Genomic DNA, 25,618 nt, shown 5'->3' on the forward strand with positions numbered 1-25,618 from the left:
GGCCTTGTCCGGGGGGGCGGGCTGGGCCGCGCCCGGGGCCGGCATCGAGGCGACGAGGAGGCTGCCGAGAGCCATCCAGAGGCGTACCGAACTCATGTGCCCCTCTCAGAAGCGGTAGGTCAGGCTGCCAGCGAAGGCCCAGGCCTGGCTGGCCAGGGCGATCGTTCCGGTCCCCGGAAGGACGAGCCCGGTGCTCGCGTCGACCTGATCGGGAATCCGCCGCGTGTTGATCCAGATCCGTTCGACGCTGCCCTTGAGCGTCAGCGCGTCCGTGACGGCGTATTGCGCCACGCCGCCGAGCCCGTAGCGCGTGTTAGCCGGGGCGAACTGCATCAGGGTCGGCAGGAACCCGTTCCGGTCGCGGTAGCGGATGCTCGCGGTCGGACCGAGGGACAAGTCGGGAGTGACCCGATAGGTTGCATCCACGCCCAGCCGATAGACGTTGCTGTTGATGTTCGGGCGCTGGATCCGCAGGGGAATCGGCAGGATCGCCCCCGGGACGAAATCGTTCTCGAAGTGGGTGATGGTGCCGACGACGCTGGCCGAGAACTCGTCGGTGAAGTTGTAGCTCACGAAGGCGGTGCCGGACGTGTTGTCGCCGCGCCGGCTGATCACCTTGAAGTCGCGGAAGAGAGGGCTGACCTGCGCGAGGTAGTTCGCCGAGGCGGTCGCGTAGAGCGGGCCGTCGGTATAGCCCAGGGTCACGGAGCCGGAGACGCTGTCGGCCTGCCGGACCTGGACGAGGCGCTCGACCGGAGTCGGCCCGAAGGCGATAGCCGCGAAGCCGAGCGGCTGGTTCCCCTCGAGGGCCGGGTCGACGAAGCCTTCCGTGTTGTAGGGGGCAAGGTAGGTGTAGCCGGCGCTGAGGGTCAGCACGAGCTTGTCGTTGATCGGGATGTTGGCGCCGGCGGACGGGCCGACCGTGTAGCCCTGGCCGTAATCCGAAATATCGGCCACGTCCGGGTCGAGCCGGGCGAAGCGCTGGAACCCGAACAGCGCCGGTGTCCCGGTCGGCAGGTTGGCGTTCACCGAGACGAAGGGCTGGATGCCGGTGATGCCGTAATACGTGGCGGTCGCCGACAGCACCGTGTCGGTCGTTCCGCTGAAGCTTCCCGTGAAGGGGCCGAAGGTCTGGCTGCTGGAGACGTAGCCGCTGCGCAGTGTGAATTCGAGCTTGAGGTCGGGATTCGGCGTGCCGGTGACGCTCAGCCCATACGGAATGTAGAACTGCGATCCATGGGGGCGGAACACCGCCAGCGGATTGCCGTTCGGCACCACCGGCACGACACGCTTGCTGTTGAACGTCGTGAACCGCAGGTCAGTGTTGAAGATGGCCTGCCAGTTCTTGTCGTCCGACTGGGCCGCGACGGTTTGGCCGACGAAGGCCGGCAGATCGGCTGCTGCCGCAGACGTCGCGGCCCCCATGATCGCGGCCACCGCCCACTTTGCTGCGCGCACCCCGAATCCCCTCGGTCGATTGCTTGGATGTGCCGAATCCATTCCGCATCCGATGCCGGGAGGCAAGTCTGGAAAGAGTTTCTGCGCGACGTGAGCGTGGTGCGTAGCGCCGCGGTTACATGAACAAGGGTGCTCAAATGAAGGTTTTTACCATTCTATGAAGGGTTGCAAGGCAGATTGATGATGATAGTAAAATCTATCATGTTTATCGGCTACGGACATTGCATTGGGTGTCTTGCGCGTCCATACGTAGCCCGATAATGAAATGTATTCTTGGCATTTTCATGCGCGATTCGTTAAGATAATATATTTAGTGAATTCTTATCGCTTGACAGCGCATATTGCTGATGAAAAATTGAATATTTATATATCGTTATGCGGAATATCTTCGAAAAAAAGCGCAATTCAGAATGGCAATAAAAACCTAATCGATTTGCGTATGATAATATCCGGAGCGTTTCTGAATGTACATTAGCCTCATGGCGCCGTCATAGCCAAGCGCTTGGTCAGTCCGCCAGGCTTTCGATCAGAGACCGAGAGCGATTTGCAAATAACCGTTAAACGATAGAGCAGTTCCGCGGCGTGCAGCGCATGGCCGCAGACATCGTGCAGGTGGTGCTGCCTTTAGGCGAGGCACGGCACGCCCATCACTCGGCTCGCGCGTGAGGATGGGCGACGCGAATCAGCGGATGCCGTGACGGATCACGGTCGGCTGGGGCGGAGGCGTGACGGGACGCACGACCGGAGGCGGCGTCGTGATGCGGCGGTTCGCGTTGAAGGCCGCGGCGGCTTGCGTCTGCGCGGTCGCCGGCGTGCCGCCGGTCACGGGGCAGGGCGGGCCGCGGTCGACGTGGCAATTGGCCCAGGCCGGGCTCGCGATCAGGGTCCCGAGAATCGTGAGAGCAGCATACTTCATGGCATCACCCCTCGAACCGGATGTTTCGAGTATCCGGCTGCGACGACCAAATGGATATCAAGTCGTCGACAGTCAGTGTGTGCACTCTCACACACGCCGTCAACAGACGACGATTTGAGGCCGGTGCTGCAACTGTGAAAATTCCTTGACCGTGAAGATCTCGCGCCAGGCGTGTGCCGGCGCAGGCCGGTCGCGCCGTACGAGGCGGAGGTGGCAGGACGCCCGTGCTGCGGTCCGGCCTAGCGCGGGAGGCTGCCGGACCTGCCATGTTCGTCCGGGGACCGGGGTCACCGGTGCGCGTGCCGAGCCTTGAGGCTCCGCACTCTTGAGCGATGCCGGTTTCCGCCGCGCGAAACGATCGATCGGGACGCCGTCAGGCATTCAGGAGTGCCAAAGCCGCCTCGTGCAGCCGCTTGTCCCCCGCCGCTACGATGCGCCCGCCCTTGGCGGCCGAGGCCCCCTCCCAGGTCGTCACGACGCCGCCAGCGCCCTCGATCACCGGGATCATCGCCACGATGTCGTAGGGCTTCAGATCGGCCTCGACCACGAGGTCGATATGGCCGGCGGCGAGCATCGCATAGGCGTAGCAATCGGCGCCGTAGCGGGCGAGACGGGTCGCCGTCTCGACCCGCTCGTAAGCCTGCCGGTCCGTCGTGCCGGCGCCGAACAGGCGCGGATCGGTGGTGTGCAGGACGGCGTCCGCGAGGTCGCCCTTCCGGCGGGTGCGCAGGCGGCGATGGCCGTGCGGGCCCTGGTAATGGGCGGCTTCGCCGTCGCCGAAGAAGCGCTCGCCGGTGAAGGGCTGGTTCATCAGGCCGTAGCAGGGCACGCCGCCGCGGGTCAGCCCGATCAGGGTGCCCCAGATCGGCAGGCCGGCGATGAAGCCGCGGGTGCCGTCGATCGGATCGAGCACCCAGACATATTCCGCGTCCGGATTCTCGGTGCCGAATTCCTCGCCCAGGATGCCGTGGTCGGGGAAGCTGCGCTTGATGAGCTGGCGCATCACCGCCTCGCCCGCCCGGTCGGCCTCGGTGACCGGGTCGAAGGCGGCGTGGCCCTTGGCCTTGTCCTCGGTGGCGAAGGACGCGCGGAAGAAGGGCAGGATGGCCTGGCCCGATTGGGTGGCGAGGTCGTCCACGAACCGCGCGAAATCCACCACGCTCATATTGTCCCCGATTCCCGCTCGGCCGGGCCCGCGGCCCGCTCCCTTGGATCGAAAGGGCGGCGCGGCTCCGGCGTCAAGCCCCGGGTGCTCGCGCGGTCAGGCCTCGGCCGGTTCCGGCGCGCGCGCGGCGTTCCGGGCCGGGGCAGGGGAGGGGGCCGGCACGTCCCGCACCGCCTCCAGGCACGCCTCGACGCCTTCGCGCAAGCTGACGGCGTAATGGTCGGCGCCCAGGGACGCCCGGGCGCCGGGATCGCTCAGCACCGCATCGTCCGCCGGCCATAAGCCCACCAGCACCTGCGCTTCGGGCGCCCGCCGCCGCACCCGCTGGACGAGGTAGCGCAGATGGGCCGGGGTGCCGCTGATCTCGAGGTAGGAGATGCAGATCATCCGCGCCGCGCCCGCGTCGAGCGCGTTGATCTCGGCCCGCGACACCGCCTCGAACGGCACCACGCGGGTGCCGAAGCCGTGCTTGGCGAGGAGCTGGGCCAGCATCATCGAGGCGGCCTCGTCGAGCGGCCCGCGGCCGGCGACGCAGAGGACCGCGCCCTCGCGCCGCCACGCCTCCGGCAGGTCGTCCGGGGCGGGGGCGTCCGGCACCGCGGGGGCGGCCTCGCAGGGCACCGCCTCGTCCTGGCGGCCCGACAGGAGGCGTCCGGCGAGGCTGGCCTTCGCCTCCGGCGCCGCGTCGGCCCGGTCGGCGAGGTCCTCGATCAGCTGTGCGATGCCGACGCGGATGCGCTCGAGCTGGCTTCCGGTCAGCACGCCGCGGCGGGCATCCGTGGCGGCGAGCTGAAGGCCCTTCAGCGCCACCTCGTCGTAATAGGAGGAGAGCGAGCACTGGGCGAGGATGGCTTCGGCCAGTTCCTGCGCCTCGTCCGGGTCGTCGGCGAGCATGCGCTGATAAAAGTTCTCGACCGGGGTCAGGGCCGGACGGTCGCCGAACAGGACGTCGAGGAATTCGAGTGTGTCGACGTGGCGGCCGAGCACCACGAGGCAGACGGTGAGCGGCGTCGAGAGCAGAAGCCCGACCGGCCCCCACAGCCAGGTCCAGAACAGGGCCGAGACCAGCACCGCGAAGGGCGAGAGCCCGGTCGAATGGCCGTAGACCAGGGGCTCGATGAACTGGCCGACCAGCGGCTCCAGCACCAGGAACAGCGCGGCGGTCGCCAGCACCATGTTCCAGCCCGGATCGACGGCGGCGGCCAGCACCAGCGGCAGCAGCGCCGACAGGACCGCACCGATATAGGGCACGAAGCGCATCAGCGCGGAGACGATGCCCCACAGGATCGGGTTCGGCACGCCGATCACCCAGAGCCCGAGGCCGATGGCGAGGCCGAAGCTGGCGTTGAGCGCGAGCTGGACCAGGAAGAACCGGCTCAGGCGCCGCGCCGCATCGTCCATCGCCACGGTGGTGCGGTGCAGGTCGCTGGAGCCGACGAGGCGGATCATCCGGTCGCGCAGGTCCTCGCGCTGGACCAGGATGAAGATCAGCACCACGAAGACGATCCCGAGCGTCGCGAGCGGCGAGAGGACCGGCGCCAGCACCGTCTCGGCCAGCGCCACCGGGCCGGGCTCGCGGTCGCGCATCTCGACCAGCACCGGCTTGTCGGGGTTCTGGACCGCGGCCGGCGGGGCGGGCTTTCCGGGCGCGGGCGTCGCGTCAGGTTTCTGGTCGGGTGCCCCGGCCTGCTGGATCTGATGGTTGAGGCTGCGCAGATACCCGGCGAGGTCGCCGAGCGGCCCGGCCTTCAGGTTCTCGGCCTTCTGGGCGAGGGTGCGCTGGTAGCGCGGCAGGCCGGTCGAGAGATCCGCGACCTGCATGCCGATCAGCCCGCCGAGCCCCGCCACCACGGCGAGAAGCAGCAGCACCGCGACGCCGACGGAGGGAATCCGCCCGAGCCGCAGCTTGCGCAGGAGCGCCACCAGCGGCCCGATGACGAAGCTGAGCAACACCGCGATGGCGATCGGGATCAGGATCTCGCGGCCGAAATACAGCGCCGCCACGATCACCGCCGCGATGACCAGCGGCGCCGCGAGGCCGTCGCCGGGAATCTCGGCGGCCTGGACCCGGGCCGGCGTCATCGGAAGGATCTGCCTGCGATCGTCTCGCCCGTCCGCCATGCGACGCATACTCCCGCGCGCGGCGCTCGCCGTCGCGCCACGCTTCCACCGGGGAGGAACGGGGTCAGCGGCGAAACGATCCCCGGGTGACGCTGGGCCAGGCCCGCGGAATCGTGCGCAGGCCTACTCGACCCGCACCATGACGCTGTCGCTCGCCCCCGTCGCGTCGAGCACCGAGATCCGCACGAAGCCGGCGCCGTCGGGCTGCCACTCGGCCTGCCGCCGGTCCGATTCGGTCACCGGGAGGCCGCCGACGAGCCAGGTCAGCGGCAGGGTACCGCCGAGCGCCTTGAGGGCGAGGCCGGCGGGCGCCCCGCCTTCCGCCCCGAGATCGATCCGCGCCCCGTCCGGCGGATAGGCGATGCGCAGGCGGTCGGTGGGGCCGGCATCGCGGCGCAGGTGGCGCAGGGGCGGCGGCAGGGCGGAGGTCGTCGCCACCAGGGCGTCGCGGGGGCGCGGCAACGGCTCGGGGTCGCCGCCGAGGCGCGCCACCGCGTCGAACAGCAGCGGCGCGGCGGCGATCCGCCCGACGAGGCCGGGCACCCCGGCCCCGTCCGGCCGCCCGAGCCACACCGCCACGGTCGAGCGGCGGTCGAACCCCACCGCCCAGGCGTCGCGGTAGCCGTAGGAGGTGCCGGTCTTGTAGGCGAGGCGGTTCGGCAGGGCGCTCTCCGGCGGCGGCGTTCCGCGCAACACGTCGGCGACGTACCAGGAGGCCACCGGCTCGGCGATGCGCGGCCGGACCGCTTCCGGCGCCGCCGGGCCGTCGAGGCGCCGCTTCAGCGCCGGCACCTCGCCGCCGCGGGCGAGCCCGGCATAGAGCCGGGCGAGATCGGTGAGCGTGATGCCGAGTCCCCCGAGCGCCACCGGCAGGCCGGGCGCGGCGTCCTTGGGCAGGACGATGCCGGCCCCGGCGGCGCGCAGGCGGGCGATGAAGCGGGCCGGGCCCACCGCCTCCATCAGTTCCACCGCCGGGACGTTGAGGGAGAGCTGGAGCGCCCGCCTCGCCGTCACCGTGCCCTGGAAGGTGAGGTCGAAATTCTCCGGTGCGTAGGAGGCGCCGAACCGGGACGGGCGATCCTCGATCAGGGTCTCGGGATGGGCAAGCCCCGACTCGAACGCCATGGCGTAGACGAAGGGCTTCAGCGCCGAGCCCGGCGAGCGGACCGCCCCGGTCATGTCGATGGCGCCCGAGCGCGTGGCATCGAGATAGCCGGCGCTGCCGACCTGGGCCCGCACCTCGCCGGTGGCGTTGTCGATGACGAGCAGCGCCGCCGACAGCCCGGGCCCCAAGGCCGCCGCCCGCTCGGCCACCAGCGGTTCGAGCCGGGCCTGAAGGCGCGCATCGACGGTGAGGCGGTGCACGGCTAAGGCCGGCTCCTGCGCCAAAGCCGCCTCGGCGGCGTGGGGCGCCAGCATCGGGAAGGGCTTTCGCCCATGCGGCACCGGCTCGGCCTTGGCGGCGGCGGCCTCCGCGGCCGGCACCACGCCCCGGGCGGCCGCGATGTCGAGCACCCGGTCGCGGGCCCGGCGGGCGGCGTCCGGGAAGCGGTCGGGCCGCCGCCCCTCCGGCGCCTGGGGGAGCGCCACCAGCAGGGCGGCCTCGGCGAGGGTGAGCCGCGCCGGCTCGCGCCCGAAATAGGCGAGGCTCGCCGCCCGCAATCCCTCGACCGGCCCGCCATAGGGCGCCAGCGCCAGGTAGAGCCGCAACACCCCGTCCTTGCCGAGGCGCCGCTCCAGTTCGATCGCCCGGGCGATCTGGCGGATCTTGGCGTTCAGCGAGCGCTCGCCCCGCGGCTCGACGAGGCGCGCCACCTGCATCGACAGGGTCGAGGCGCCCGAGACGATCCGCCCCGCCGCGAGCCACTGCCCGGCGGCGCGCAGGAGCGCCCGCGGGTCGACGCCCGGATGGGCCCGGAAGCGCCGGTCCTCGTAGGCGGTGAGCATGGCGAGGAAGCGGGGATCGACCGCGTCCGGTTCGAGCGGCAGCCGCCAGCGGCCATCCGCGGTGGCGAAGGGGCGCAGCAGCGTGCCGGCCCGGTCGACGACGATGGCGGAGCGGGCTTGCGCCGCCGTGAGGTCGAGGGGGGGCAAGTGGGCGAGGACGGATCCGAGCCAGGTGGTGACCGCGAGGATGACGCCGGCCAAGAGACCGGCGAGCGCCGCGATGGCGCGGCGCCGGATCGTCGGTGTCGTGCGCGCTCCCATGGGCTTCGTCCTCTCGCCGACCGAGGGGGATCCTGCCGCATTTTTCGGTCGGCGGCGATGGGACGGTCTCGACCGGCGCGCCCCTCTCAGGTGTCGATACACAAATGGAGTATGTCGCAAGACATGAATGGCGCTGCCTATCTCTGGTTGTCAATCGAGTTTACCTTCGCCGAGAAATATACGGTCGGAGCGAGAGATTGAAACGCAAGACGTCGATGCGTTCGGCATTGACGGAAATTTTTCAGCAACAGAGCTTGCCATCAAGCTTGGCTTTCGGGCATTGCCGATTACCAGGGGCGGCGGTGCCAAAGCAGACGGGGCATCGTCCGGTCTCAGTGATCGTGCGCCGATGCGCGCGTGTCCGTCTTCATCACTGACGCATCGGAAGGGAGTGACCGTCGCCATGTCCAGAATCGGTCGAGCCACCGTGGCGAAGGCGGGAAGGCACGTCCTCGGCGCCGGGATGCTGATCGGCGCGCTCCTCGCGGGCGGGCGGGCCGAGGCCCTGCCGCCGCTCGAATGCCAGGACTTCGTCAACTTCGCGATGAGCGCCCAGGCGCAGTATTATTCCCGCGGCTGCGCCCGCATCCCGCTCATGCATGCCAACCGCGAGGGGCATTTCCGCTGGTGCCTGGCCCGCAACGAGGCCCAGGTGCGGGCCGACCGCGACGCCAAGGCCGCCGCCCTGCAATCCTGCCTCGTCTCCGGTGGACCCGCCGGCCGGCCGGCCCGGCCGGTCGCGGCCTGCAACGGCCTCGCGGGGCGCTACAATGGCGGTGCCTCGACCATCACGGTCGCGTCGGGCGACCGCATCCGGGTGACGGTCGGGCCGAACCGCCCCGTCGGGGTCGGCTCCTGCCGCGGCAGCCGCCTCACCGTCGACTTTCCCGACGATCGCGTCATCTCCGGGTTCTTCGACGGCCGGACGATCGCCTGGGACAACCGTACCACCTGGACCAAGAACTGAACCCGCCCTCGCCCCCCCGAGCGGTTCGAGAAGGGATTGTCATGCAGAAGGTACTCTGGTTCGGGCCCGTCCTGGGCGCGCTTCTCGCCGCCACGGCGGCCCAGGCCCAGCCGACGGTCCAGAACCCGCTGCCCGTCATCAAGACATACGGCGCAGTCGGTGGCTGGACGATCATGGCCGCCACGGTCGAGGGGCAGCACATGGCCTGCTCGGCCGCGCCTCCCGGGGAGGCGGGCACCCGCGCGGCGTTCGAATCGACCTCCGAAGGGCTGACCGTGCTGGTCGCGACGGCCACCAAGGGCGCCGAAGGGGACGAATCGAAGGGGTCCTACGACATCGACGGCAAGGTGACCCGCGTGCCGTTCTACCGCCGCGAGAACGATCGGATCATGGGTTTCCTCAAGGAGCCCCATGCCAAGCAGCTCGCCGCCGGCAAGGCGAAGACGATGACCGTGACGGTCGGCAGCGAGAAGACGGTGCTGCCCCTCGAGGGTGTCGCAGCCGCCCTGTCGAAGGCCAATCGGTGCAACGACCGGGAAGGCAAGCCGTAGGGGTGCCAGGTTCGGCGCTCCCCCCGGGGCGCCGGGAAACTCGTCTCGCGCGAGATGCGAATCTGGCGCGCTCGTCTTGGATCGAAATGAGGCAGAGCATGGCCTATCGGCGTGAAGCGCTGGCTTTCGGTGCGGTTCTCGCGGCGGCGGTGTTCGCCCCCGGCCTGGCCGAGGCGCAGGGGCGCGATCGCTGCCACGATTATGCCACCGGCATGGTCGCGCAGGACCAGCGAGCCCGGGGTCTGAGATGCCCCGGCTGGACCAGTCACTCCAACTACGACAACCATTACGGCTGGTGCCAGAAGCAGACGCCGCAGCGGGTTCAACAGGCGATCGCCAATTGGCAGTCGCGTTTCCAGTCCTGCGAGTTCGCGGCGAGCGGAAGCCCCGCGGCCAAGGCCGACGCGCAACGCTGCATCGCTTACGGGGACGAGATGGTGCGGATCGACCAGGCGGCCCGGGGACAGGCGTGCCAGGGCTGGACGAGCCATGCGAACCGCAACATCCATATCCAGTGGTGCCAGATGCAGACGCCGGAGCGGGTGGAGACAGCGCTGACGAACTGGCGCCGCCGCCTCCGGGCCTGTTAGGAACCGGCCGGCGAGCAACTCCGCGGGGCTTCGACGGGATCGAGGCCCCCGAGACGATCCGCCGCGAGGCCGAGCCCGGCCAAGGCCGCGAGGGCTCCATCACCCGTCGCGTCGTCGGTCCGTCGCGCATTGCCTTGTGCACTCCCGTCCCGCCGCGACTTTGCCCGTCTGCCGGCACCGGGGTAATCCCCGGGGAGCGGGACGGATCGCCTGCCCGGCGCCGGAATCGTCGCGGCGCGACCCTCGATCGCGTCGGCGCGCCGTACCTCGGCCTTGGCCGGATGCGACAGGCGGGCCGCGGCCTCAATCGAAGGCGGACAGCCGCTCCGACAGGAAAGCCTCGGCGGCCGTCGCCTCGACGGGCCTGTAGCGACCGGCTCCGCCGCGCGTCGGACGGCCGCGGCGTCGGACGACCTCGCGCTCGAATGCGATGAACGCCTCCGGCTCGCCGTCCAGCCGCCGGATCGCCCGCACGTCGATCTCGCACAGATAGGCTTCGCCGCTCTTGCGGTAGTTCTGGAGGCAGCCGAGGAACCGTCTCTCCGTCCGAAGCGCCCGCTGCATCTGGCGCGTTCCCTCCCGGCTCGTGCCCTGTCCTTGCAGCAGGCGGGGCGTCAGGCCGATCACCTCGGACGCCTCGTAGCCGCTCATCCGCGCGAAGCCGGGATTGGCATACAGGATCCTCGGCCCGGGCCAGTCCAGCTGCGCGTCGGTCACCAGCACCCCGACATCCAGGCTCTCGGCGAACAGGCGGACGAGATCGACGACGTTCATGGGCTCCGCTCCGTGGTCCTCCACTTCGATATTCAGGATCTTGTTAACTTTTCCTCACCGGGGCGGCGATGGCCATAACCGTGAAACAGCAACACTGACTGTGGTAATTAGGATTTCATTAGCGATTTTCGGGACGTTTAGGTAGCTGTCGGAGCGTGTGACATCAAGGTCAATGACGCTTGTCGACGATCCCATGAAGCATGTGCGAGGCGTCATGAAGTTGCTGCGGAACCGGGGGCCGGCGAAGAACGGCCTGGAGATTGCTGCGCTCGCAGCCTTGCGCACCAATGTCATGATCGCCGATGCGGACATGAACATCACCTACATGAACCCGGCGCTGCGGCGGTTCATGGAGGACGCCGAGGCCGACATCAAGGGCGAGCTGCCGCGCTTCGATGCCGCCAAGCTGATCGGCAGCAACATCGACATCTTCCACAAGGCCCCCACCCACCAGCGCCGGATGCTGGCGGCCCTGGATGCGCCGCACGAGGCGACGATCCGCGTCGGCAAGCGCGTCTTCGATCTCCTCGTGACCCCGCTCGGCGACCGTGCGAAGCGCCTCGGCTTCGTGGTGGAGTGGAGCGACGCGAGCGACCGGTTGCTCAACCTCGACTATTCGAGCCAGATCGCCGCGATCAGCCGGTCGCAGGCCGCGGTCGAGTTCCTGCCCGACGGCACCCTGATCACCGCCAACCAGAACTTCCTGACCCTGATGGGCTACAGCCTCGACGAGATCCGCGGCAAGCCTCACGGGATCTTCGTCGATCCCGAGACCCAGGCGAGCCGCGAGTATGTCGCGTTCTGGGACAGGCTGCGCCGCGGCGAGTACCAGGCGGCACAATTCCGGCGGATCGCCCGCGATGGACGTTCGGTCTGGATCGAGGGGTCGTACAACCCGATCCTCGACCAGCACGGCCGCGTCGCCAAGATCGTCAAGTTCGCCACCGACGTGACCGCGGAGGTGAAGCGCCTGACCGAGCTGAAGGTGCTGATCGACGAGAATTTCGCGGAGGTGGACCAGGCGGTCGCGCGCTCGACCGGCGAGGCCGAGCAGGCACGGCTGGCGGCGGGCAAGACCTCCACCAACGTGCAGTCCGCGGCCGCCGCCGCCGAGGAACTGGCCCGGTCCGTCAACGAGATCGCCGCCAGCATGGTCCGGGCCCGGGCGATCAGCGACGAGGCGCAGGAGCAGGCCAGCGCCGCCGGTGACCTGACGCAGAGGCTCACCACCACGGCGTCGGCGATGAGCGGCATCGTCAGCCTGATCCAGACCATCGCCAGCCAGATCAACCTCCTCGCCCTCAATGCCACGATCGAGTCTGCCCGGGCCGGGGAGGCCGGCCGGGGCTTCGCCGTCGTGGCGGCCGAGGTGAAGAATCTCGCCAACCAGGCCGCCCGCGCGACCGAGCAGATCGGCGCCGAGATCGGCAGCATCCAGGCCGTCTCCGGACAGGTCGTCGAGTCGCTGCGGGCGATCCAGGGCTCGGTCGATGGGCTGCGCGACTACGTCGTCCGCACGGCAGCGGCGGTGGAGCAGCAGAGCGCCGTGACGCAGGACATGTCGGCCAGCATGCAGGATGCGTCCGGGGCGATGAACGCCATCGCGCAGAACATCGGGGCGATCTCGGCGGCGGTCGGCAGCGTCACGCAGGCGGTGGAGACCACCAAGGGCGCCGCCCGCGTGCTGGCCCGCTGAGCCGCTGTCTCTCCCCCTCGTCGGAGGGACCGGGGCTGGCGCTGGTTCCTGCGCGCGCCGGCATCCCGGTGACGGGGGGCTGACCCCCGGCCGGGGCCCGTTAACGTTTCGCGATGGGGACGGAGCGCAGGGCCAACCGGCGGGTGCCCGCTACAGGAACGGCGCCGGATCCTTCGGCTCCCGTCCCGGCTTCACGTCGCGGCGGTTCCACCAGCCGCCGCCCAAAGCCTGGAACAGCGCGGCGGTATCCGCATATTGGTTCGCCTGGGCCTGGGCCTGGCTCACCACCGCCTGGAGATAGGCCGACTGGGTGATGAGCAGCGAGGCGCTGCTGACCGCGCCGAGGCCGAATTGCTTGCGCACCAGCTCCACGCTCTGCTGGCTCGCCTTGACGGCGGCGTTGGCGGCGGCCACCGCGCGGCCATCGGCCTGGAGGGCGCGCAAGGCATCCGCCACGTTCTGGTAGGCGGTGATGACGGTGGCACGGTACTGGGCCTGGGCCGCGACCAGGGTCTCCTCCGCCGCCTGCTGGCGCCGGAACAGGGTGCCGGCGTCGAAGAGCGGCTGGGCCACGGCGCCGGCGACGGTCCAGAGGCTGGCGGCCGGGTTGAGGAGCGCCGCGAAGTTGGTCGCGCTGGCGCCGACCGAGCCCGAGATGGTGAATTGCGGCAGGCGGTTCGCCACCGCGACGCCGACCTGGGCGCTTGCCGCATGGACCGCCGCCTCCGCCGCCTTCACGTCGGGGCGCTGCTCGATCAGCCGCGAGGGCAGGCTCACCGGCAGGGTGCGGGGCAGGTGCAGGGAGGCGAGGGTGAAGGTCTGGCTCACCTCCTCGCTCGGGAAGCGGCCGGCGAGCGCCGTCAGCAGATTGCGCTGCTGGGCGAGCGCGCGCTGCAACGGCGGCAGCAATTGCTGCGACTGGGCCAGCAGGGCGGCTTGCTGCACCACGTCGGCGCCGGCGACCTGGCCGGCATTCTGCTGTTTGGTGATGAGGGTCAGCAGCTCGGTCTGGGCCTGGATCACCTTCTCGGTCGCGGCGATCTGGGCCCGCAGGGAGGCTTCCTGGATCGCCGCCGCGACGACGTTGGCGCTGAGCGTCAGATACGCCGCCTCGAGCTGCCAGAGCTGCCCCTCGGCCTGCGCCGCCTGCGCTTCGAGCGCCCGGCGGGTGCCCCCGAACACGTCGGGCACGAAGCTCACCGTCACCTGCGGGGTGACGAGGCTGTAGATCAGCGAATTGTCGTTGAGCGGCGATTGCAGGTCGCCACCCGCCGCCTTGTTGTAGGAGGATTGCGCCCCGAAGGCGACCTGCGGGAACAGCGCGCCGCGCTGCGCCTCCGTGGTGGCCCGTGCCGCCCGGAGCGACGCCTGGGCAGCCTCCAGGGTCGGGTTGCGGGCGAGGGCCTCCGTCACCAGGCTGTTGAGGGCCTTCGAACGGAACAGCGTCCACCACTCGCCCGGCACGTCGCGCCCCTGCGCGAAGCTCTGGCCGATCGCGCCGCCGCGGCGATCCTCCGCGCTCACGCCCGGATCGCGCAGGCCCTCCCGGGTGTAGCGGGTGACCGGCGGCGGCGTCGCGCCCTGGAAATCGGGCCCGACCATGCAGGCCGAGGCCGAGGCGGCGGCAAGCGCCGCCGCCAGGAGGCGGGCCGCCAGGCGCGTGGCGGCCCGCCTCCCGGGCGCCGCGTCACGCGATGCCGCGGCACCCGCCGCCGTCCCGCCCGACGCAGCGGCGCACGGGGCCGCGATCGTGGCCGGGAGGCGCGGGACGGTGCGCAGGGTCGGTGGCATTCGGGCAGAGGCCGGGGCGGGCGCGTCGGGATGAGCCTGCATCTATCCTACTCCGCCGGCTCGGGCTGTCGCGCCGGAGCGACAGGGCTCCGCGGACGATGGCGCGAGAAGGTCGCGATCAGCACCGGCAGCACCACCAGGATCAGGATCGGGGCGAGCAGGATGCCGCCCACCACCACCAGGGCGAGGGGCTTCTGCACCTGCGAGCCGATGCCGGTCGAGACCGCAGCCGGCAGGAGGCCGACGCAGGCCGCCACACAGGTCATCATCACCGGGCGCATCCGCACGTCGGCGGCGTGGTGGATGGCCTGGGCGCGGGCCCAACCCTCGTCCATCAACTGGTTGCAATACGAGAGCAGGATCACGCCCTCCATGGTCGAGATGCCGAACAGGGCGATGAAGCCGATCGCCGCCGAGACCGAGAACGGCGTGCCGGTCAGCACCAGCGCGAAGATGCCGCCGATCAGCGCCATCGGGATCACGCTCAAGGTCAGCAGGGTGTCGCTGAGCGACGCGAAGTTGACGTAGAGCAGGAGCGCGATCAGCCCGATCGTCACCGGCACCACGAGCTTCAGCCGCGCGATGGCGCCTTGCAGGTTGCTGAACTCGCCGACCCATTCGAGGTGGTAGCCGGCCGGCAGCTCGACCTGCTCGGCGACGCGCCGTTGCGCCTCGATCACCGCGCCGCCGAGGTCGCGCCCGCGCACGCTGAACTTGACCGGGATGTAGCGCTCCTGGTTCTCGCGGTAGATGAAGGCGGCGCCCGAGACGAGCTGGACCCGGGCGATCTCCGAGAGCGGCACCTGCACCACGCCGCCGTTCGACGCCGTCGCGCCGACCGTGATGTTGCGGATCGTCTCCAGCGAGCGGCGGTAATCCGGCGCCAGCCGCACCCGCATCGGGAAGTGGCGGTCGCTGCCGTATTCGTAGAGGTCGCCGGCGGTCTGGCCGCCGATCGCCGCCGAGATCGTGGTGGCGATGTCGCCGGGCGCCAAGCCGTAGCGGGCGGCCCGCGCCCGGTCGATGTCGATCCGCACCGTCGGCTGGCCGAGCGAGGTGAACACCGCGAGGTCGGTCACCCCCGGCACCGTCGCGAGCGCCGCCTTCACCTCGTTGGCGGTGCGGGTGATCTGTTCGAGGTCGGTGCCGTAGATCTTGACCGAGTTCTCGCCCTTCACGCCGGACGCCGCCTCCTGGACGTTGTCCTGGATATATTGCGAGAAGTTGAATTCGATCCCGGGCAATTCCTCGCGCAGGCGCGCCGACATCTCCTCGATCAGCTTGTCCTTGGTGAGGCCCGGGCGCCACTGTTCGGCTGGCTTGAGCGGCGCGAAGATCTCGACGTTGAAGAAGCCGGTGGCGTCGGTGCCGTCGTCGGGCCGGCCCTGATGCGAGACGACCGTGGTGACCTCCGGGTAGGAGCCGATCAGCTTGCGCATCCGCTCGACGTAAGGGTTGCCCGCCTCCAGCGAGATCGAGGCCGGCATCGTGCCGCGGATGTAGAGATTGCCCTCCTCGAGCGTCGGCAGGAATTCGAGGCCGAGCGTCCGCATCGCGACGCCGGTGCAGCCGAGCATCGCCACCGTCATCAGGATGGTCAGGACCCGGTTGCCGAGGGTGAAGCCCTGGAGCGGCCGGAACAGCGCGCGCAGGACCTTGACCACGATGGTGTCGCGTTCCTCGACGTGGTTCGGCAGGATCAGCGCCGAGAGCGCCGGCGACACCGTGTAGGTGGCGATGAGGCCGCCGACCAGCGCATAGGCGTAGGTCTTCGCCATCGGCCCGAAGATGTGGCCCTCGACGCCGGTCAGGGTGAAGAGCGGCAGGAAACCCACGATGATGATCGAGGCGGAGAAGAAGATCGCCCGGTTCACCTCGCGCGCCGCCGTGGCGATCAGCCCGAGCTTGACCCCGCTGCCGGCTTTCGTCGGGGCCTTGTGCTCGGCGAGGTGGCGGAAGATGTTCTCCACCATGATCACCGTCGCGTCGACGATCAGGCCGAAATCGATCGCCCCGAGGGACAGGAGGTTGGCCGATTCGCCCCGCGCCACCATGATGGCGATGGCAAAGCCCAGCGCGAACGGGATGGTGGCGGCGACGATGATCGCGCTCTTCAGGCTGCCGAGGAACAGCCACTGCACCAGGAACACCAGCACCACGCCGAAGACGAGGTTGTGCATCACCGTGTGGGTGGTGGTGTGGATGAGCGCGCTGCGGTCGTAGAGCGGCACCACCTTCACGCCCGGCGGCAGGATGCCGGACGAGTTGATCTTCTCGATCTCGGCCTCGACCCGCTGGATCGTCGGCAGGCTCTGGCCGCCGCGGCTCAGGAGCACGATGCCCTCGACGATGTCGCCGTTGTTCTCGTGCCCGACGACGCCGAGGCGGGGCGCGTTGCTGACCTGCACCTCCGCCACGTCCTTGATCAGCACCGGCACGCCGTTGATTTGCGTGATCATGGTGTTGCGGACGTCGTCCATGTCGCGGATCAGGCCGACGCCGCGCACCACCGCCGATTGCTCGCCGACATTGAGCGTCTGGCCGCCGACGTTGGTGCTGGAATTGTTGAGCGCCGAGACGACCTGGACCAGGGTCAGGCCCTGCGCCTGGAGCTTGTGCAGGTCGACCGCGACCTCGAACTCCTTGGTCCGGCCGCCGAAGGCCGAGACGTCGACGACGCCGGGGATCGCCTTGAAGCGGCGTTGCAGCACCCAGTCCTGGAGGGTCTTCAGGTCGGTCGAGGAGAAGCCCGGCGGCCCGACCACCTGGTAGCGCATGATCTCGCCGATCGGGCTCGTCGGGGAGATCTGCGGCTGGGCGTTGTTCGGCAGCGGCGAGAGCTGCGACAGCCGGTTGAGGACGCGCTGCAACGCCTCCTGGTAGGTGAAGTCGTAGGTGAACTGGATCTTCACGTCCGAGAGGCCGAACAGCGAGATCGTCCGCGTCACCGTGGCGTTGGGGATCCCGGCGAGCTGCACCTCGAGCGGGATGGTGATGTAGCGCTCGATCTCCTCGGCCGACTGTCCCGGGTTCTGGGTGATGACGTCGACGAGCGGCGGCACCGGGTCCGGATAGGCCTCGATGTTGAGCTGCATGAAGCTCGCATAGCCGATCCCGAGCATCGCCAGGAACAGGAGCAGCACCAGCACGCGCTGGCGCAGGGCGAAGTCGATCAGGCGGTTCATGCGGGCGCGGTCCTCAGGACACCGACGATCAGGACGCTTTGTCGCCGGAGGCGGCGCGGTCGATGAAGAGGCTGCCGCGGGTCACGACGCGGTCGCCGACCTTGAGCCCGTCCACGACCTGGACGAGGCCGCCGCCGGCGAGGCCGAGCGTGACCGGGCGCGACGCGATGGTGCCGTCCGGCTGCTCGATCCAGACCCGGGCGCGGGCGCCCTCGTAGACGATCGCGGAAGCCGGAACCGCCGGCGCGCTCTCGTCGCGGCCGGTCAGGATCGTGAAGGTCGCGAACATCTCGGGCTTGAGCAGGCCCTCGGCATTGTCGATCTCGGCCCGCACCGGCAGGCGGCGCGTCGCCGGGTCGAGGGCGGCGGCCATGTAGTCGATGCGCCCCTTGAACACCCGGTCGGGAAAGCCGATCACGCTCGCCTCCAGCTCCTGTCCGAGCTTGATCCGCGGCACCTCGGTCTCGCGCACGTTGGCGACGAGCCACACCGTCGAGAGGTCGCCGATGACGAAGGCCGGGTCACTGCCGGAGGCGAGATACTGGCCGAGGCCCACCTTGCGCTGCACGATGGTGCCGGCGATCGGCGCGCGGATCTCGGTCTCGGGGCTCATCGCGCCGCTCCGCGCGAAGGCGTCGATCTCCGCATCCGACTTGCCGAGGATCCGCAGGCGGTTGCGCACCGCTTGCAGCGCGGCTTCCGCCGAGCGCTGGTCGCTCTGCGTGGCGATCACGTCGTTCTGGGCCTGCTGCCAGTCCTTCAGGGCCACCGCCTTGGCCTGGAACAGCTCCTGGAGCCGGCCCGCCACGGTCTGGTTGAGCTTGAGCAGGGCCGAGGTCTTGGCGAGGGCGTTCGTCGCCGCCTGGAAGTCGTTGAGGGCCGAGACCATGTCGGCGGCCTCCAGGGTGAACAGCACCTGGTTGGCCGTCACCCGGTCGCCGGCCCGGACCATCACCTTGGTCACCCGGCCCGCATAGGGCGTGTAGACCGGGACGTTGTCGTCCTCGTTGACGCCGATCCGTCCCTCGGCGAAGCCCTCGGGCCGGAACTCCCGGGCCTGCACGGTCTGGATGCCGAAGCTCGCGCGCTGCTGCTTGGTTGGACGGAAGACCGGCGCCGCCTCGGTCTCGCCGGTCTCCGACGAGGGGCCCTCTCCCGCCTGGCGCTGCGCCAGGACCCCTTCCAGACGCTCGCGCAGGGGTTCGAGGGCGGGCACGAAGGCGATCGCCGCGCCCGCCCCGGCGAGGAGCAGGATCGTGACGATCCGGCCGAGGCCGCCGCGTCGCCGCACCGGCGCCCGCGAGGCCGGGGGCTCCGTGGTCAGAGGGGTGTTGGTGTCCATCGCGCGCCGACCATGTGCCCGGGCGGTGCGGCCGGATCCTCGGAACCCGCGGGCGACCCGCCCCGCAAACGGGGCGGCGTCCGAGCGGTCCCGGGCCGGCCGACCGGCCCTGTTCTGTGCCTCGAATCCGGGATCTACCGGGTGTCCTGCCCTGTCCCTGCGTCAGATCCATGACAGGACAGGACGACGAAGCAGAATCCAGGCCGGGTGCCGCGCCGCTCGGCCGGCTCCCGCGACCGTCCTTTGGCGAACAAACCGAAGCCGAGTCAAGGTTGGCCGGCACCCGGACCTTCTGCTTCTCAAGCATGGATCCGGCGCCTGCTGCGGATGGCGGGCTATCGCGGAAACGGCTTTGCTGAAAGAGACTTTACGAAGTAGAAACATCTCCTGTGAGGGATGGGCTAATCCGTTCGGTCGAGCGTGCGCGGGCCTGTTAGATCGTGAGGCTTCGGTCCCGCGCCTTGACCCAGGGACGGGTGTGGCCGAATCTCAACCGCCCGGCGCGGACCATCCGCGCGCAGAGCTGCGATGACCCGCATGTCCGTCCGCGAACCGATTCTCCACAGCGTGCCGATCGCCGAGCTGCGTCCGACCCAGATGACGGTCGGCTACCGGGAGGTGGCGGCGAAGCGTCAGCGCTGGCGCGAGATCGTCGACGACAAGGAGCGCGCGACGTTCCTCGGTTCGCACATGATCCCGGTCCTGCTTGGCCCGAAGAAGCGCCGCTACGTGATCGATCACCACCACCTCGCCCGCGCATTGCAGGAGGAGGGGGTCGAGACCGTGCTCACCACCGTGGTGGCCGACCTGCATCACCTGGAGAAGGACGCATTCTGGGTCGTGGCCGACCACCGCGCCTGGGTCCACCCCTACGATGCGGAGGGCGTGCGCCGGGACGTCGCCGACCTGCCCAAGCGCATCGAGGACCTGGCGGACGATCCCTACCGGAGCCTCTCCGGCGAGCTGCGCCGGGCCGGCGGCTTCGCCAAGGACACGACGCCGTTCAGCGAGTTCCTGTGGGCCGATTTCCTGCGCCGGCGCATCAAGCGCAAGGACGTGAAGGAGAATTTCACCGAGGCGATGGAGGAGGCCCTGGCGCTCGCCCGCTCGAAGGACGCCGTGTACCTGCCGGGCTGGTGCGGGCCGCACGAGGGCTGACGACGGGGCGCGGGCGGCCCCGCGCAGCCCTGCCGCGTGGGAGACGGGACGAAGACCCATCCCGACATCCGTCGTCCAAACGACGACTCGTCTGCGCCGGCCCGTCGGCAAGATCCCGACAGATCCCGGCGCCCGGCTCCTCGCCGACGGATCGTCCCCCTTTCATCAAGTTTATTTGCCGCAGACCGCCATCCGGCCTAGCCTGTGCGCCGGCGCGGGGTGCCTCGCGCCGGAACGGGGGACCTCCGTCATGTTCGAGACGCTCCTGAAGAGCATCGGCGCCCAACCGGTCGACAACGAGACCCACTTCTACAAGTTCACGCCCAAGCCCGACATCACGGCCTACGAGCTGGCCCTGATCCTGCGCCGCTTCGGGGCCCTCACGGCCGGCGCGGCGCCGCTGCACGGCGTGATGCTGATGCCGTGGGAGACCCTGGAGGAGGACTACGCCCGGCATTTCGAGCTGGCGCCGCACGGCATGTTCCAGGGCTGACCGGAGCCGGACTCTCCGGCGAGCCCGGGGCTGCGCCACGACGATCCGCTTTGCTGCGGCAGCACGGCAACACTCGGTTTACCATTCCGTCCGATGGTCGCGGCTGGTGAACGAGGGGCCCTGCACGCCATGATGTCTCGCGCGGAACGCTCGCATCTCGGTGACTGGTGGTGGACCGTCGACCGGGCCTTGCTCGCCGGCCTCGGCGTGCTGATGACGGCCGGCCTGGTCTTCCTGATGGCCGGCGGCCCGCCGGTGGCCGAGCGCCTCGGCCTGCCGACCTTCCACTTCCTCAACCGGCAGGTCATGTACCTGCTGCCGACCATCGCGCTGATCCTGGCGGTGTCGTTCCTGTCCCTGCGCCACATCCGGCGCATGGCCCTGGTGACCTACAGCCTCGGCATCGTGCTGTGCATCGCGGCCACCAAGTACGGGCCGGAGATCAAGGGCGCCCATCGCTGGATCCAGTTCGGCCCGATCGGCGTCCAGCCCTCCGAGTTCGTCAAGCCGGCCTTCGTGATCCTGGCCGCCTGGGCCTTCGCGGAGGGCTCGCGCCGGCGCGACATGCCGGGCGGCACCCTCGCGGTGCTGCTTCTGCCGATGACCATCGTGCCGCTCATCCTCCAGCCGGATTTCGGCCAGACCATGCTGGTCACCATGGTGTGGTGCGCGATGGTGTTCGTGGCCGGGCTGCACTGGCTCTGGGTCGGCGGCCTCGGCGGGGCCGGCCTCCTCGGCGTGGCGGCGGCCTACCAGTTCCTGCCCCACGTGCGGGCCCGCATCACCCGCTTCATGGACAAGGAATCCGGCGACAACTTCCAGACCTTCTGGTCGCAGGAATCGTTCAATTCCGGCGGCTGGTTCGGCACCGGCCCGGGCGAGGGCGTCGCCAAGCGCCACCTGCCGGACGCCCATACCGACTTCATCTTCTCGGTGGCGGGCGAGGAATTCGGCGTCATCGTGTGCATCGGCATCGTGCTCTTGTTCGCCTTCATCGTGATGCGCGGCCTGATGCTGGCGCGGCGCAGCGACGACATCTTCTGCCGGCTCGCCATCACCGGGCTGACCGCCCTGTTCGGCCTCCAGGCGTGCATCAACATGGCGGTGAACACCCGGATGATGCCCGCCAAGGGCATGACCCTGCCATTCATCTCCTATGGCGGCTCGTCGCTGATCTCGCTCGCCCTCGGGATGGGCTTCCTCGTCGCCCTCACCCGGCGCCGGCCGCGCACCACGCTCCTCAACCGCGACGAGGGCTCGGCGCACTGAGCGTCCAAGGGGTGACCGCGGGGCTCCGCCATGACACACGGAGCCCCTCGACGCCGATCCTTGACCGGAGACCGCATGCTTCGCCCCCGCACCCCGGCCGCCCGATGACCGTCGCCCAGCCCCTCGTCCTGCTCGCCGCCGGCGGCACCGGCGGCCACCTGTTTCCGGCCGAGGCCCTGGCCCTGCGCCTGCGCGAGCGCGGCATCCGGGTCGTGCTCGCCACCGACAGCCGGGTCGCGGCCCTCTCGGGCGAGTTCCCGGCCTCCGAGATCGTCGCGGTGCCCTCCGCCACCCCGTCGAGCGGGCGCTCCCCCGTGCGCCGGGTCGCGGCCCTTGCGACCCTCGGGCGCGGCTTCGCGGCGGCCATCCGGCAGGTCCGCCGCCTCAACCCGGCGGTCGTGGTCGGCTTCGGCGGCTATCCCACCGTGCCGCCGCTGCTCGCCGCCCAGATGCTGCGGGTGCCGACGCTCCTGCACGAGCAGAACGCCGTGATGGGCCGCGCCAACGGGTTCCTCGCCCGCGGCGCCACCGTCATCGCCACCGGCTTTCCCGAGGTGCGGGGCGTGCCCGCCAAGGCGCGGGCGCGCCGCGTCCATACCGGCAATCCGGTCCGCCCGGCGGTGCTGGCGGCGGCCGCGATGCCCTACCCGGCCGTCGGCCCCGAAGCCCCGCTCCAGCTCCTTGCCTTCGGCGGCAGCCAGGGCGCCCGGGTGATGAGCGACGTGGTGCCGGACGCCGTCCTTCGGCTGCCGGCGGCGTTGCGCGCCCGCCTGACCGTGATCCAGCAGGCGAGGTCCGAGGATCTGGCCCGGGTGCAGACGCTCTACGAGGGCGCCGGCCTCGCCGCCGTCACGGTGGCGCCGTTCTTCAAGGACCTGCCGGCCAAGATGGCCTCCTCCCACCTCGTGGTGGCGCGCTCCGGCGCCTCGACGGTGGCGGAGCTGGCGGTGATCGGCCGGCCGGCGATTCTGGTGCCGCTGCCCGGCGCCCTCGACCAGGACCAGGCGGCCAATGCCGCGGTGCTCGGCCGGATCGGCGCCGCCTTTCCCACACCACAAACGGACTTCACCCCTGAGCGGCTGGCCGCCGATCTCGGCGGCCTGCTCGGCGATCCCGAGCGCCTCGCCGTGGCGGCGGCGGCGGCCAAGGGCGCCGGCCTGCCCGACGCCGCCGAGCGTCTCGCCGCCCTCGTGGTCGAGACCGCCGTCGCGGCGGCCCGCTGACGCCGCCACTCGAACAAGAAGACTTTGAGGACCCCGACTCCATGAAGCTGCCGAACAAGCTCGGACCCATCCACTTCATCGGCATCGGCGGCATCGGCATGTCCGGCATCGCCGAGGTGATGCACAATCTCGGCTACACGGTGCAGGGCTCGGACGCCGCCGACAACGCCAACGTGCGCCGCCTCGCCGAGAAGGGGATCCGCACCTTCGTCGGCCACCGGTCCGAGAACCTGGCCGACGCCGCCCTCGTCGTGGTCTCGACCGCGATCCGCCGCGACAACCCGGAGCTGGTCTCCGCCCGCGAGCGCCGCCTGCCGGTGGTGCGCCGGGCCGAGATGCTGGCCGAGCTGATGCGCTTCAAGTCCTGCGTGGCGGTGGCCGGCACCCACGGCAAGACCACCACCACGTCGCTCGTCGCCACCCTGCTCGATGCCGGCGGCCTCGATCCGACGGTCATCAACGGCGGCATCATCAATTCCTACGGCACCAACGCCCGCATGGGCGAGGGCGACTGGATGGTGGTCGAGGCCGACGAATCCGACGGCACCTTCCTCAAGCTGCCGGCCGACATCGCCATCGTCACCAACATCGACCCCGAGCACCTCGACCATTTCGGCTCGTTCGACGCGATCAAGGACGCCTTCCGGGCCTTCATCGACAACATCCCGTTCTACGGCTTCGCGGTGATGTGCATCGACCACCCGACGGTGCAGGACCTCGTCGGGCGCATCGAGGACCGGCGCATCGTCACCTACGGCGAGAACCCGCAGGCCGACGTGCGCCTGATCGACGTCGACCTGAAGGGCGGCCAGAGCCGGTTCCGGGTGATGATCCGCGACCGCCGCCCCGGCTTCCGCCTGGAGATGGAGGATCTGGTCCTGCCGATGCCGGGCAAGCACAACGCGCTGAATGCCACCGCGGCCCTGGCGGTGGCCCACGAGCTCGGCGTCTCGCCCGAGGCGATCCGCAAGGCACTGGGGAATTTCGGCGGCGTCAAGCGGCGCTTCACCCGCACCGGCGAGTGGAACGGCGTCCAGATCTTCGACGATTACGGCCACCACCCGGTCGAGATCCGGGCGGTGCTGAAGGCCGCCCGCGCCTCCACGGATGGCGGGGTGATCGCGGTGGTGCAGCCCCACCGCTACTCGCGCCTCGCCTCGCTGTTCGACGATTTCTGCACCTGCTTCAACGACGCCGACACGGTGATCGTCGCGCCCGTCTACGCCGCCGGCGAGGCGCCGATCGCGGGCATCGACCGCGACGCCCTGGTGGCGGGCCTGACCTCCCGCGGCCACCGCAGCGCCATCGCGCTCGAGCGCACCGAGGATCTGGCCGGCCTCGTCGGCGGGCTCGCCCGGCCGGGCGACTACGTGATCTGCCTGGGCGCCGGCAACATCACCCAATGGGCCTATGCGCTCCCGGGCGAGCTCGCCGCGGCCGGCGAGACGGCGGCGTGAGCCGCTGACGCTCCGATGCGCGGCCCCGACGATCCCGGTACGGCGCGGGCCCGCACCCTGAGGCGGACCCAGACCGACGCCGAGCGCGTAAAGGGGTCGCGGCTGCGCGACCGACGCCTGGCAGAGGCCAAGTTCGTGCGCCAGCCGCCGATCGGGCGCGACTTCGCCGACCTTGCTTGCCGTGAGGCGAAGCTGATCGTCGCGCTCGACGGCAGCCAGCATGTCGAGAGTGGCGACGATCGTGATCGCGACGCTTTCCTGACTTCTCAGGGCTGGCGCGTGCCTCGGTTCTGGAACGGCGAGATCGCCCACACCATGGCCGGGGTGCTCGACACCATTGTGGTTTGCATCATGGAGCGCCGCCTTTCCTCCTCTTCCCGCGGGCGGGGAGAGGACGTCGTCGACCTTGTCGTCGATGACGTGAGCGCAGGCGAAAGCCGAAGCGAGGGTGAGGGGGCGGCGCCCAAGAAGGCTCATCCGGAAACACCCCCTCACCCTCGCCCTGCGGGCTTGCTGCGAACCCGACAAGGGGTTCGCAGCCCTCTCCCCGCCCGCGGGGAGAGGAGAGAGACTGCTCGTTTTCCTGGCCCCGAAAGCCCCGCCGCAAGCGGGGAGGGGCATCCGGCACCATCCCGAACGGATCCATGACAACCTCCGCCGCCATCCTCGCCGCCCTGGAGCCCGCGTCCTTGCGCGGCCGCCTCCTGCCCGACTATCCCCTCGCCGACCTGACCTGGTTCCGGGTCGGGGGCCCGGCCGACGTGCTGTTCACCCCGGCCGACGAGGACGACCTCGCTGCCGCCCTCGCGGTCCTGCCGGCGGAGGTGCCCGTGACGGTGATCGGTCTCGGCTCGAACCTGATCGTGCGCGACGGCGGCGTGCCGGGGCTGGTCATCCGCCTCGGCGGCAAGGCTTTCGGATCGATTCAGATCGAGGGCGAGACGATCCGAGCCGGCACGGCCGTACCCGACATGAAGCTCGCCCGTGCCGCGGCCGAAGCCGGGCTCGACGGCCTCGCCTTCTATCGCGGCATCCCGGGCTCGGTCGGCGGGGCGCTGCGGATGAATGCCGGCGCCCATGGCGGCGAGACCACCGACGTGCTGGTCGAGGCCCGCGCGATCGACCGCGCCGGCACCCTGCACGTGCTCTCCCATGCCGAGATGGGTTTTGCGTATCGCCACTGCTCGGCGCCCGCCGACCTGATCTTCACCCAGGCGACCTATCGCGGCCGGCCCGGCGACCGGGTGGCGATCG

The 25,618-nt window shown here is 70.1% G+C and carries 20 protein-coding genes; 11 read left to right on the forward strand and 9 right to left on the reverse strand.

Translation table 11 applies throughout. The features are described 5' to 3' along the window. Nucleotides 1-105: 105 nt before the first annotated feature. The 5 genes from VP06_RS27325 to pbpC form a co-directional block, all read right to left on the reverse strand. Nucleotides 106-1,458: a hypothetical protein gene (locus tag VP06_RS27325; RefSeq protein ID WP_156295804.1), complete on the reverse strand. Its 1,353-nt coding sequence runs from the start codon at nucleotides 1,456-1,458 to the stop codon at nucleotides 106-108. Nucleotides 1,459-2,140: 682 nt separating this feature from the next. Next, nucleotides 2,141-2,374 (reverse strand): hypothetical protein, encoded by a 234-nt coding sequence (locus VP06_RS27330; protein ID WP_048466961.1) that lies wholly within the window; start codon nucleotides 2,372-2,374, stop codon nucleotides 2,141-2,143. 373 nt (nucleotides 2,375-2,747) lie between these two features. Beyond that, complete coding sequence (gene hisN, locus VP06_RS27335) at nucleotides 2,748-3,539, reverse strand: histidinol-phosphatase (RefSeq protein WP_048466962.1); 792 nt, start codon at nucleotides 3,537-3,539, stop codon at nucleotides 2,748-2,750. 96 nt (nucleotides 3,540-3,635) lie between these two features. Next, a complete protein-coding gene (locus VP06_RS27340; RefSeq protein WP_048466963.1) occupies nucleotides 3,636-5,669 on the reverse strand; it encodes an AI-2E family transporter in 2,034 nt (677 codons plus the stop codon). Nucleotides 5,670-5,783: 114 nt separating this feature from the next. After that, the gene (gene pbpC / locus VP06_RS27345) at nucleotides 5,784-7,868 is read right to left on the reverse strand and encodes a penicillin-binding protein 1C (RefSeq protein WP_048466964.1); all 2,085 of its coding nucleotides are present in this window, start codon (nucleotides 7,866-7,868) and stop codon (nucleotides 5,784-5,786) included. A 403-nt stretch (nucleotides 7,869-8,271) separates the two neighbouring features. Between pbpC and VP06_RS27350 the strand changes: the two genes are divergently transcribed. The 3 genes from VP06_RS27350 (at nucleotide 8,272) to VP06_RS27360 (ending at nucleotide 9,976) form a co-directional block, all read left to right on the forward strand. Beyond that, nucleotides 8,272-8,835 (forward strand): hypothetical protein, encoded by a 564-nt coding sequence (locus VP06_RS27350; protein ID WP_156295805.1) that lies wholly within the window; start codon nucleotides 8,272-8,274, stop codon nucleotides 8,833-8,835. Between the two features lie 41 nt (nucleotides 8,836-8,876). Then, complete coding sequence (locus tag VP06_RS27355; protein WP_048466966.1) at nucleotides 8,877-9,386, forward strand: hypothetical protein; 510 nt, start codon at nucleotides 8,877-8,879, stop codon at nucleotides 9,384-9,386. A gap of 98 nt (nucleotides 9,387-9,484) precedes the next feature. Beyond that, entirely contained in the window at nucleotides 9,485-9,976 is a 492-nt protein-coding gene (locus VP06_RS27360) for a hypothetical protein (RefSeq protein WP_048466967.1), read from the forward strand. A gap of 303 nt (nucleotides 9,977-10,279) precedes the next feature. Here the strand turns inward: VP06_RS27360 and VP06_RS27365 are convergent, their stop codons facing one another. Then, nucleotides 10,280-10,750 carry a PAS domain-containing protein gene (locus VP06_RS27365; protein WP_048466968.1) on the reverse strand — a complete coding sequence of 157 codons (471 nt, stop codon included), beginning with the start codon at nucleotides 10,748-10,750 and terminating at the stop codon, nucleotides 10,280-10,282. A gap of 214 nt (nucleotides 10,751-10,964) precedes the next feature. On the opposite strand from VP06_RS27365, the gene VP06_RS27370 reads away from it, so the two are divergent. Continuing rightward, nucleotides 10,965-12,446 (forward strand): methyl-accepting chemotaxis protein, encoded by a 1,482-nt coding sequence (locus VP06_RS27370; protein WP_048466976.1) that lies wholly within the window; start codon nucleotides 10,965-10,967, stop codon nucleotides 12,444-12,446. Nucleotides 12,447-12,596: 150 nt separating this feature from the next. Here the strand turns inward: VP06_RS27370 and VP06_RS27375 are convergent, their stop codons facing one another. The 3 genes from VP06_RS27375 to VP06_RS27385 are packed head-to-tail and all read right to left on the reverse strand — an operon-like array spanning nucleotide 12,597 to nucleotide 18,764. Next, nucleotides 12,597-14,279 (reverse strand): efflux transporter outer membrane subunit, encoded by a 1,683-nt coding sequence (locus VP06_RS27375; RefSeq protein ID WP_245291332.1) that lies wholly within the window; start codon nucleotides 14,277-14,279, stop codon nucleotides 12,597-12,599. A gap of 5 nt (nucleotides 14,280-14,284) precedes the next feature. Beyond that, a complete protein-coding gene (locus tag VP06_RS27380; protein ID WP_048466969.1) occupies nucleotides 14,285-17,422 on the reverse strand; it encodes an efflux RND transporter permease subunit in 3,138 nt (1,045 codons plus the stop codon). A 28-nt stretch (nucleotides 17,423-17,450) separates the two neighbouring features. Beyond that, a complete protein-coding gene (locus VP06_RS27385; RefSeq protein WP_053082061.1) occupies nucleotides 17,451-18,764 on the reverse strand; it encodes an efflux RND transporter periplasmic adaptor subunit in 1,314 nt (437 codons plus the stop codon). A 537-nt stretch (nucleotides 18,765-19,301) separates the two neighbouring features. Here VP06_RS27385 and VP06_RS27390 point away from each other — a divergent pair. From VP06_RS27390 to VP06_RS27415, 7 genes are all read left to right on the forward strand, one after another. Then, nucleotides 19,302-19,922 carry a ParB-like protein gene (locus VP06_RS27390; protein WP_048466970.1) on the forward strand — a complete coding sequence of 207 codons (621 nt, stop codon included), beginning with the start codon at nucleotides 19,302-19,304 and terminating at the stop codon, nucleotides 19,920-19,922. A 250-nt stretch (nucleotides 19,923-20,172) separates the two neighbouring features. Then, the gene (locus VP06_RS27395; RefSeq protein WP_048466971.1) at nucleotides 20,173-20,415 is read left to right on the forward strand and encodes a hypothetical protein; all 243 of its coding nucleotides are present in this window, start codon (nucleotides 20,173-20,175) and stop codon (nucleotides 20,413-20,415) included. Nucleotides 20,416-20,544: 129 nt separating this feature from the next. After that, entirely contained in the window at nucleotides 20,545-21,684 is a 1,140-nt protein-coding gene (locus tag VP06_RS27400; protein ID WP_048466972.1) for an FtsW/RodA/SpoVE family cell cycle protein, read from the forward strand. Between the two features lie 104 nt (nucleotides 21,685-21,788). Beyond that, on the forward strand, nucleotides 21,789-22,907 hold the full coding sequence (locus VP06_RS27405; protein ID WP_048466973.1) for a UDP-N-acetylglucosamine--N-acetylmuramyl-(pentapeptide) pyrophosphoryl-undecaprenol N-acetylglucosamine transferase: 1,119 nt from the start codon (nucleotides 21,789-21,791) through the stop codon (nucleotides 22,905-22,907). 41 nt (nucleotides 22,908-22,948) lie between these two features. After that, nucleotides 22,949-24,364, forward strand: coding sequence for a UDP-N-acetylmuramate--L-alanine ligase (murC, locus tag VP06_RS27410; protein ID WP_048466974.1), 1,416 nt, complete (start codon nucleotides 22,949-22,951; stop codon nucleotides 24,362-24,364). A 15-nt stretch (nucleotides 24,365-24,379) separates the two neighbouring features. Further along, nucleotides 24,380-25,012, forward strand: coding sequence for a DUF559 domain-containing protein (locus tag VP06_RS38820; RefSeq protein ID WP_082167658.1), 633 nt, complete (start codon nucleotides 24,380-24,382; stop codon nucleotides 25,010-25,012). After that, a partial coding sequence (locus tag VP06_RS27415) for an FAD-binding protein (RefSeq protein WP_048466975.1) occupies nucleotides 25,009-25,618 on the forward strand: 610 nt, incomplete at its 3' end. The genes VP06_RS38820 and VP06_RS27415, both read left to right, overlap by 4 nt.

The sequence above is a fragment of the Methylobacterium aquaticum genome, assembly GCF_001043915.1.
Lineage (GTDB): Bacteria > Pseudomonadota > Alphaproteobacteria > Rhizobiales > Beijerinckiaceae > Methylobacterium > Methylobacterium aquaticum.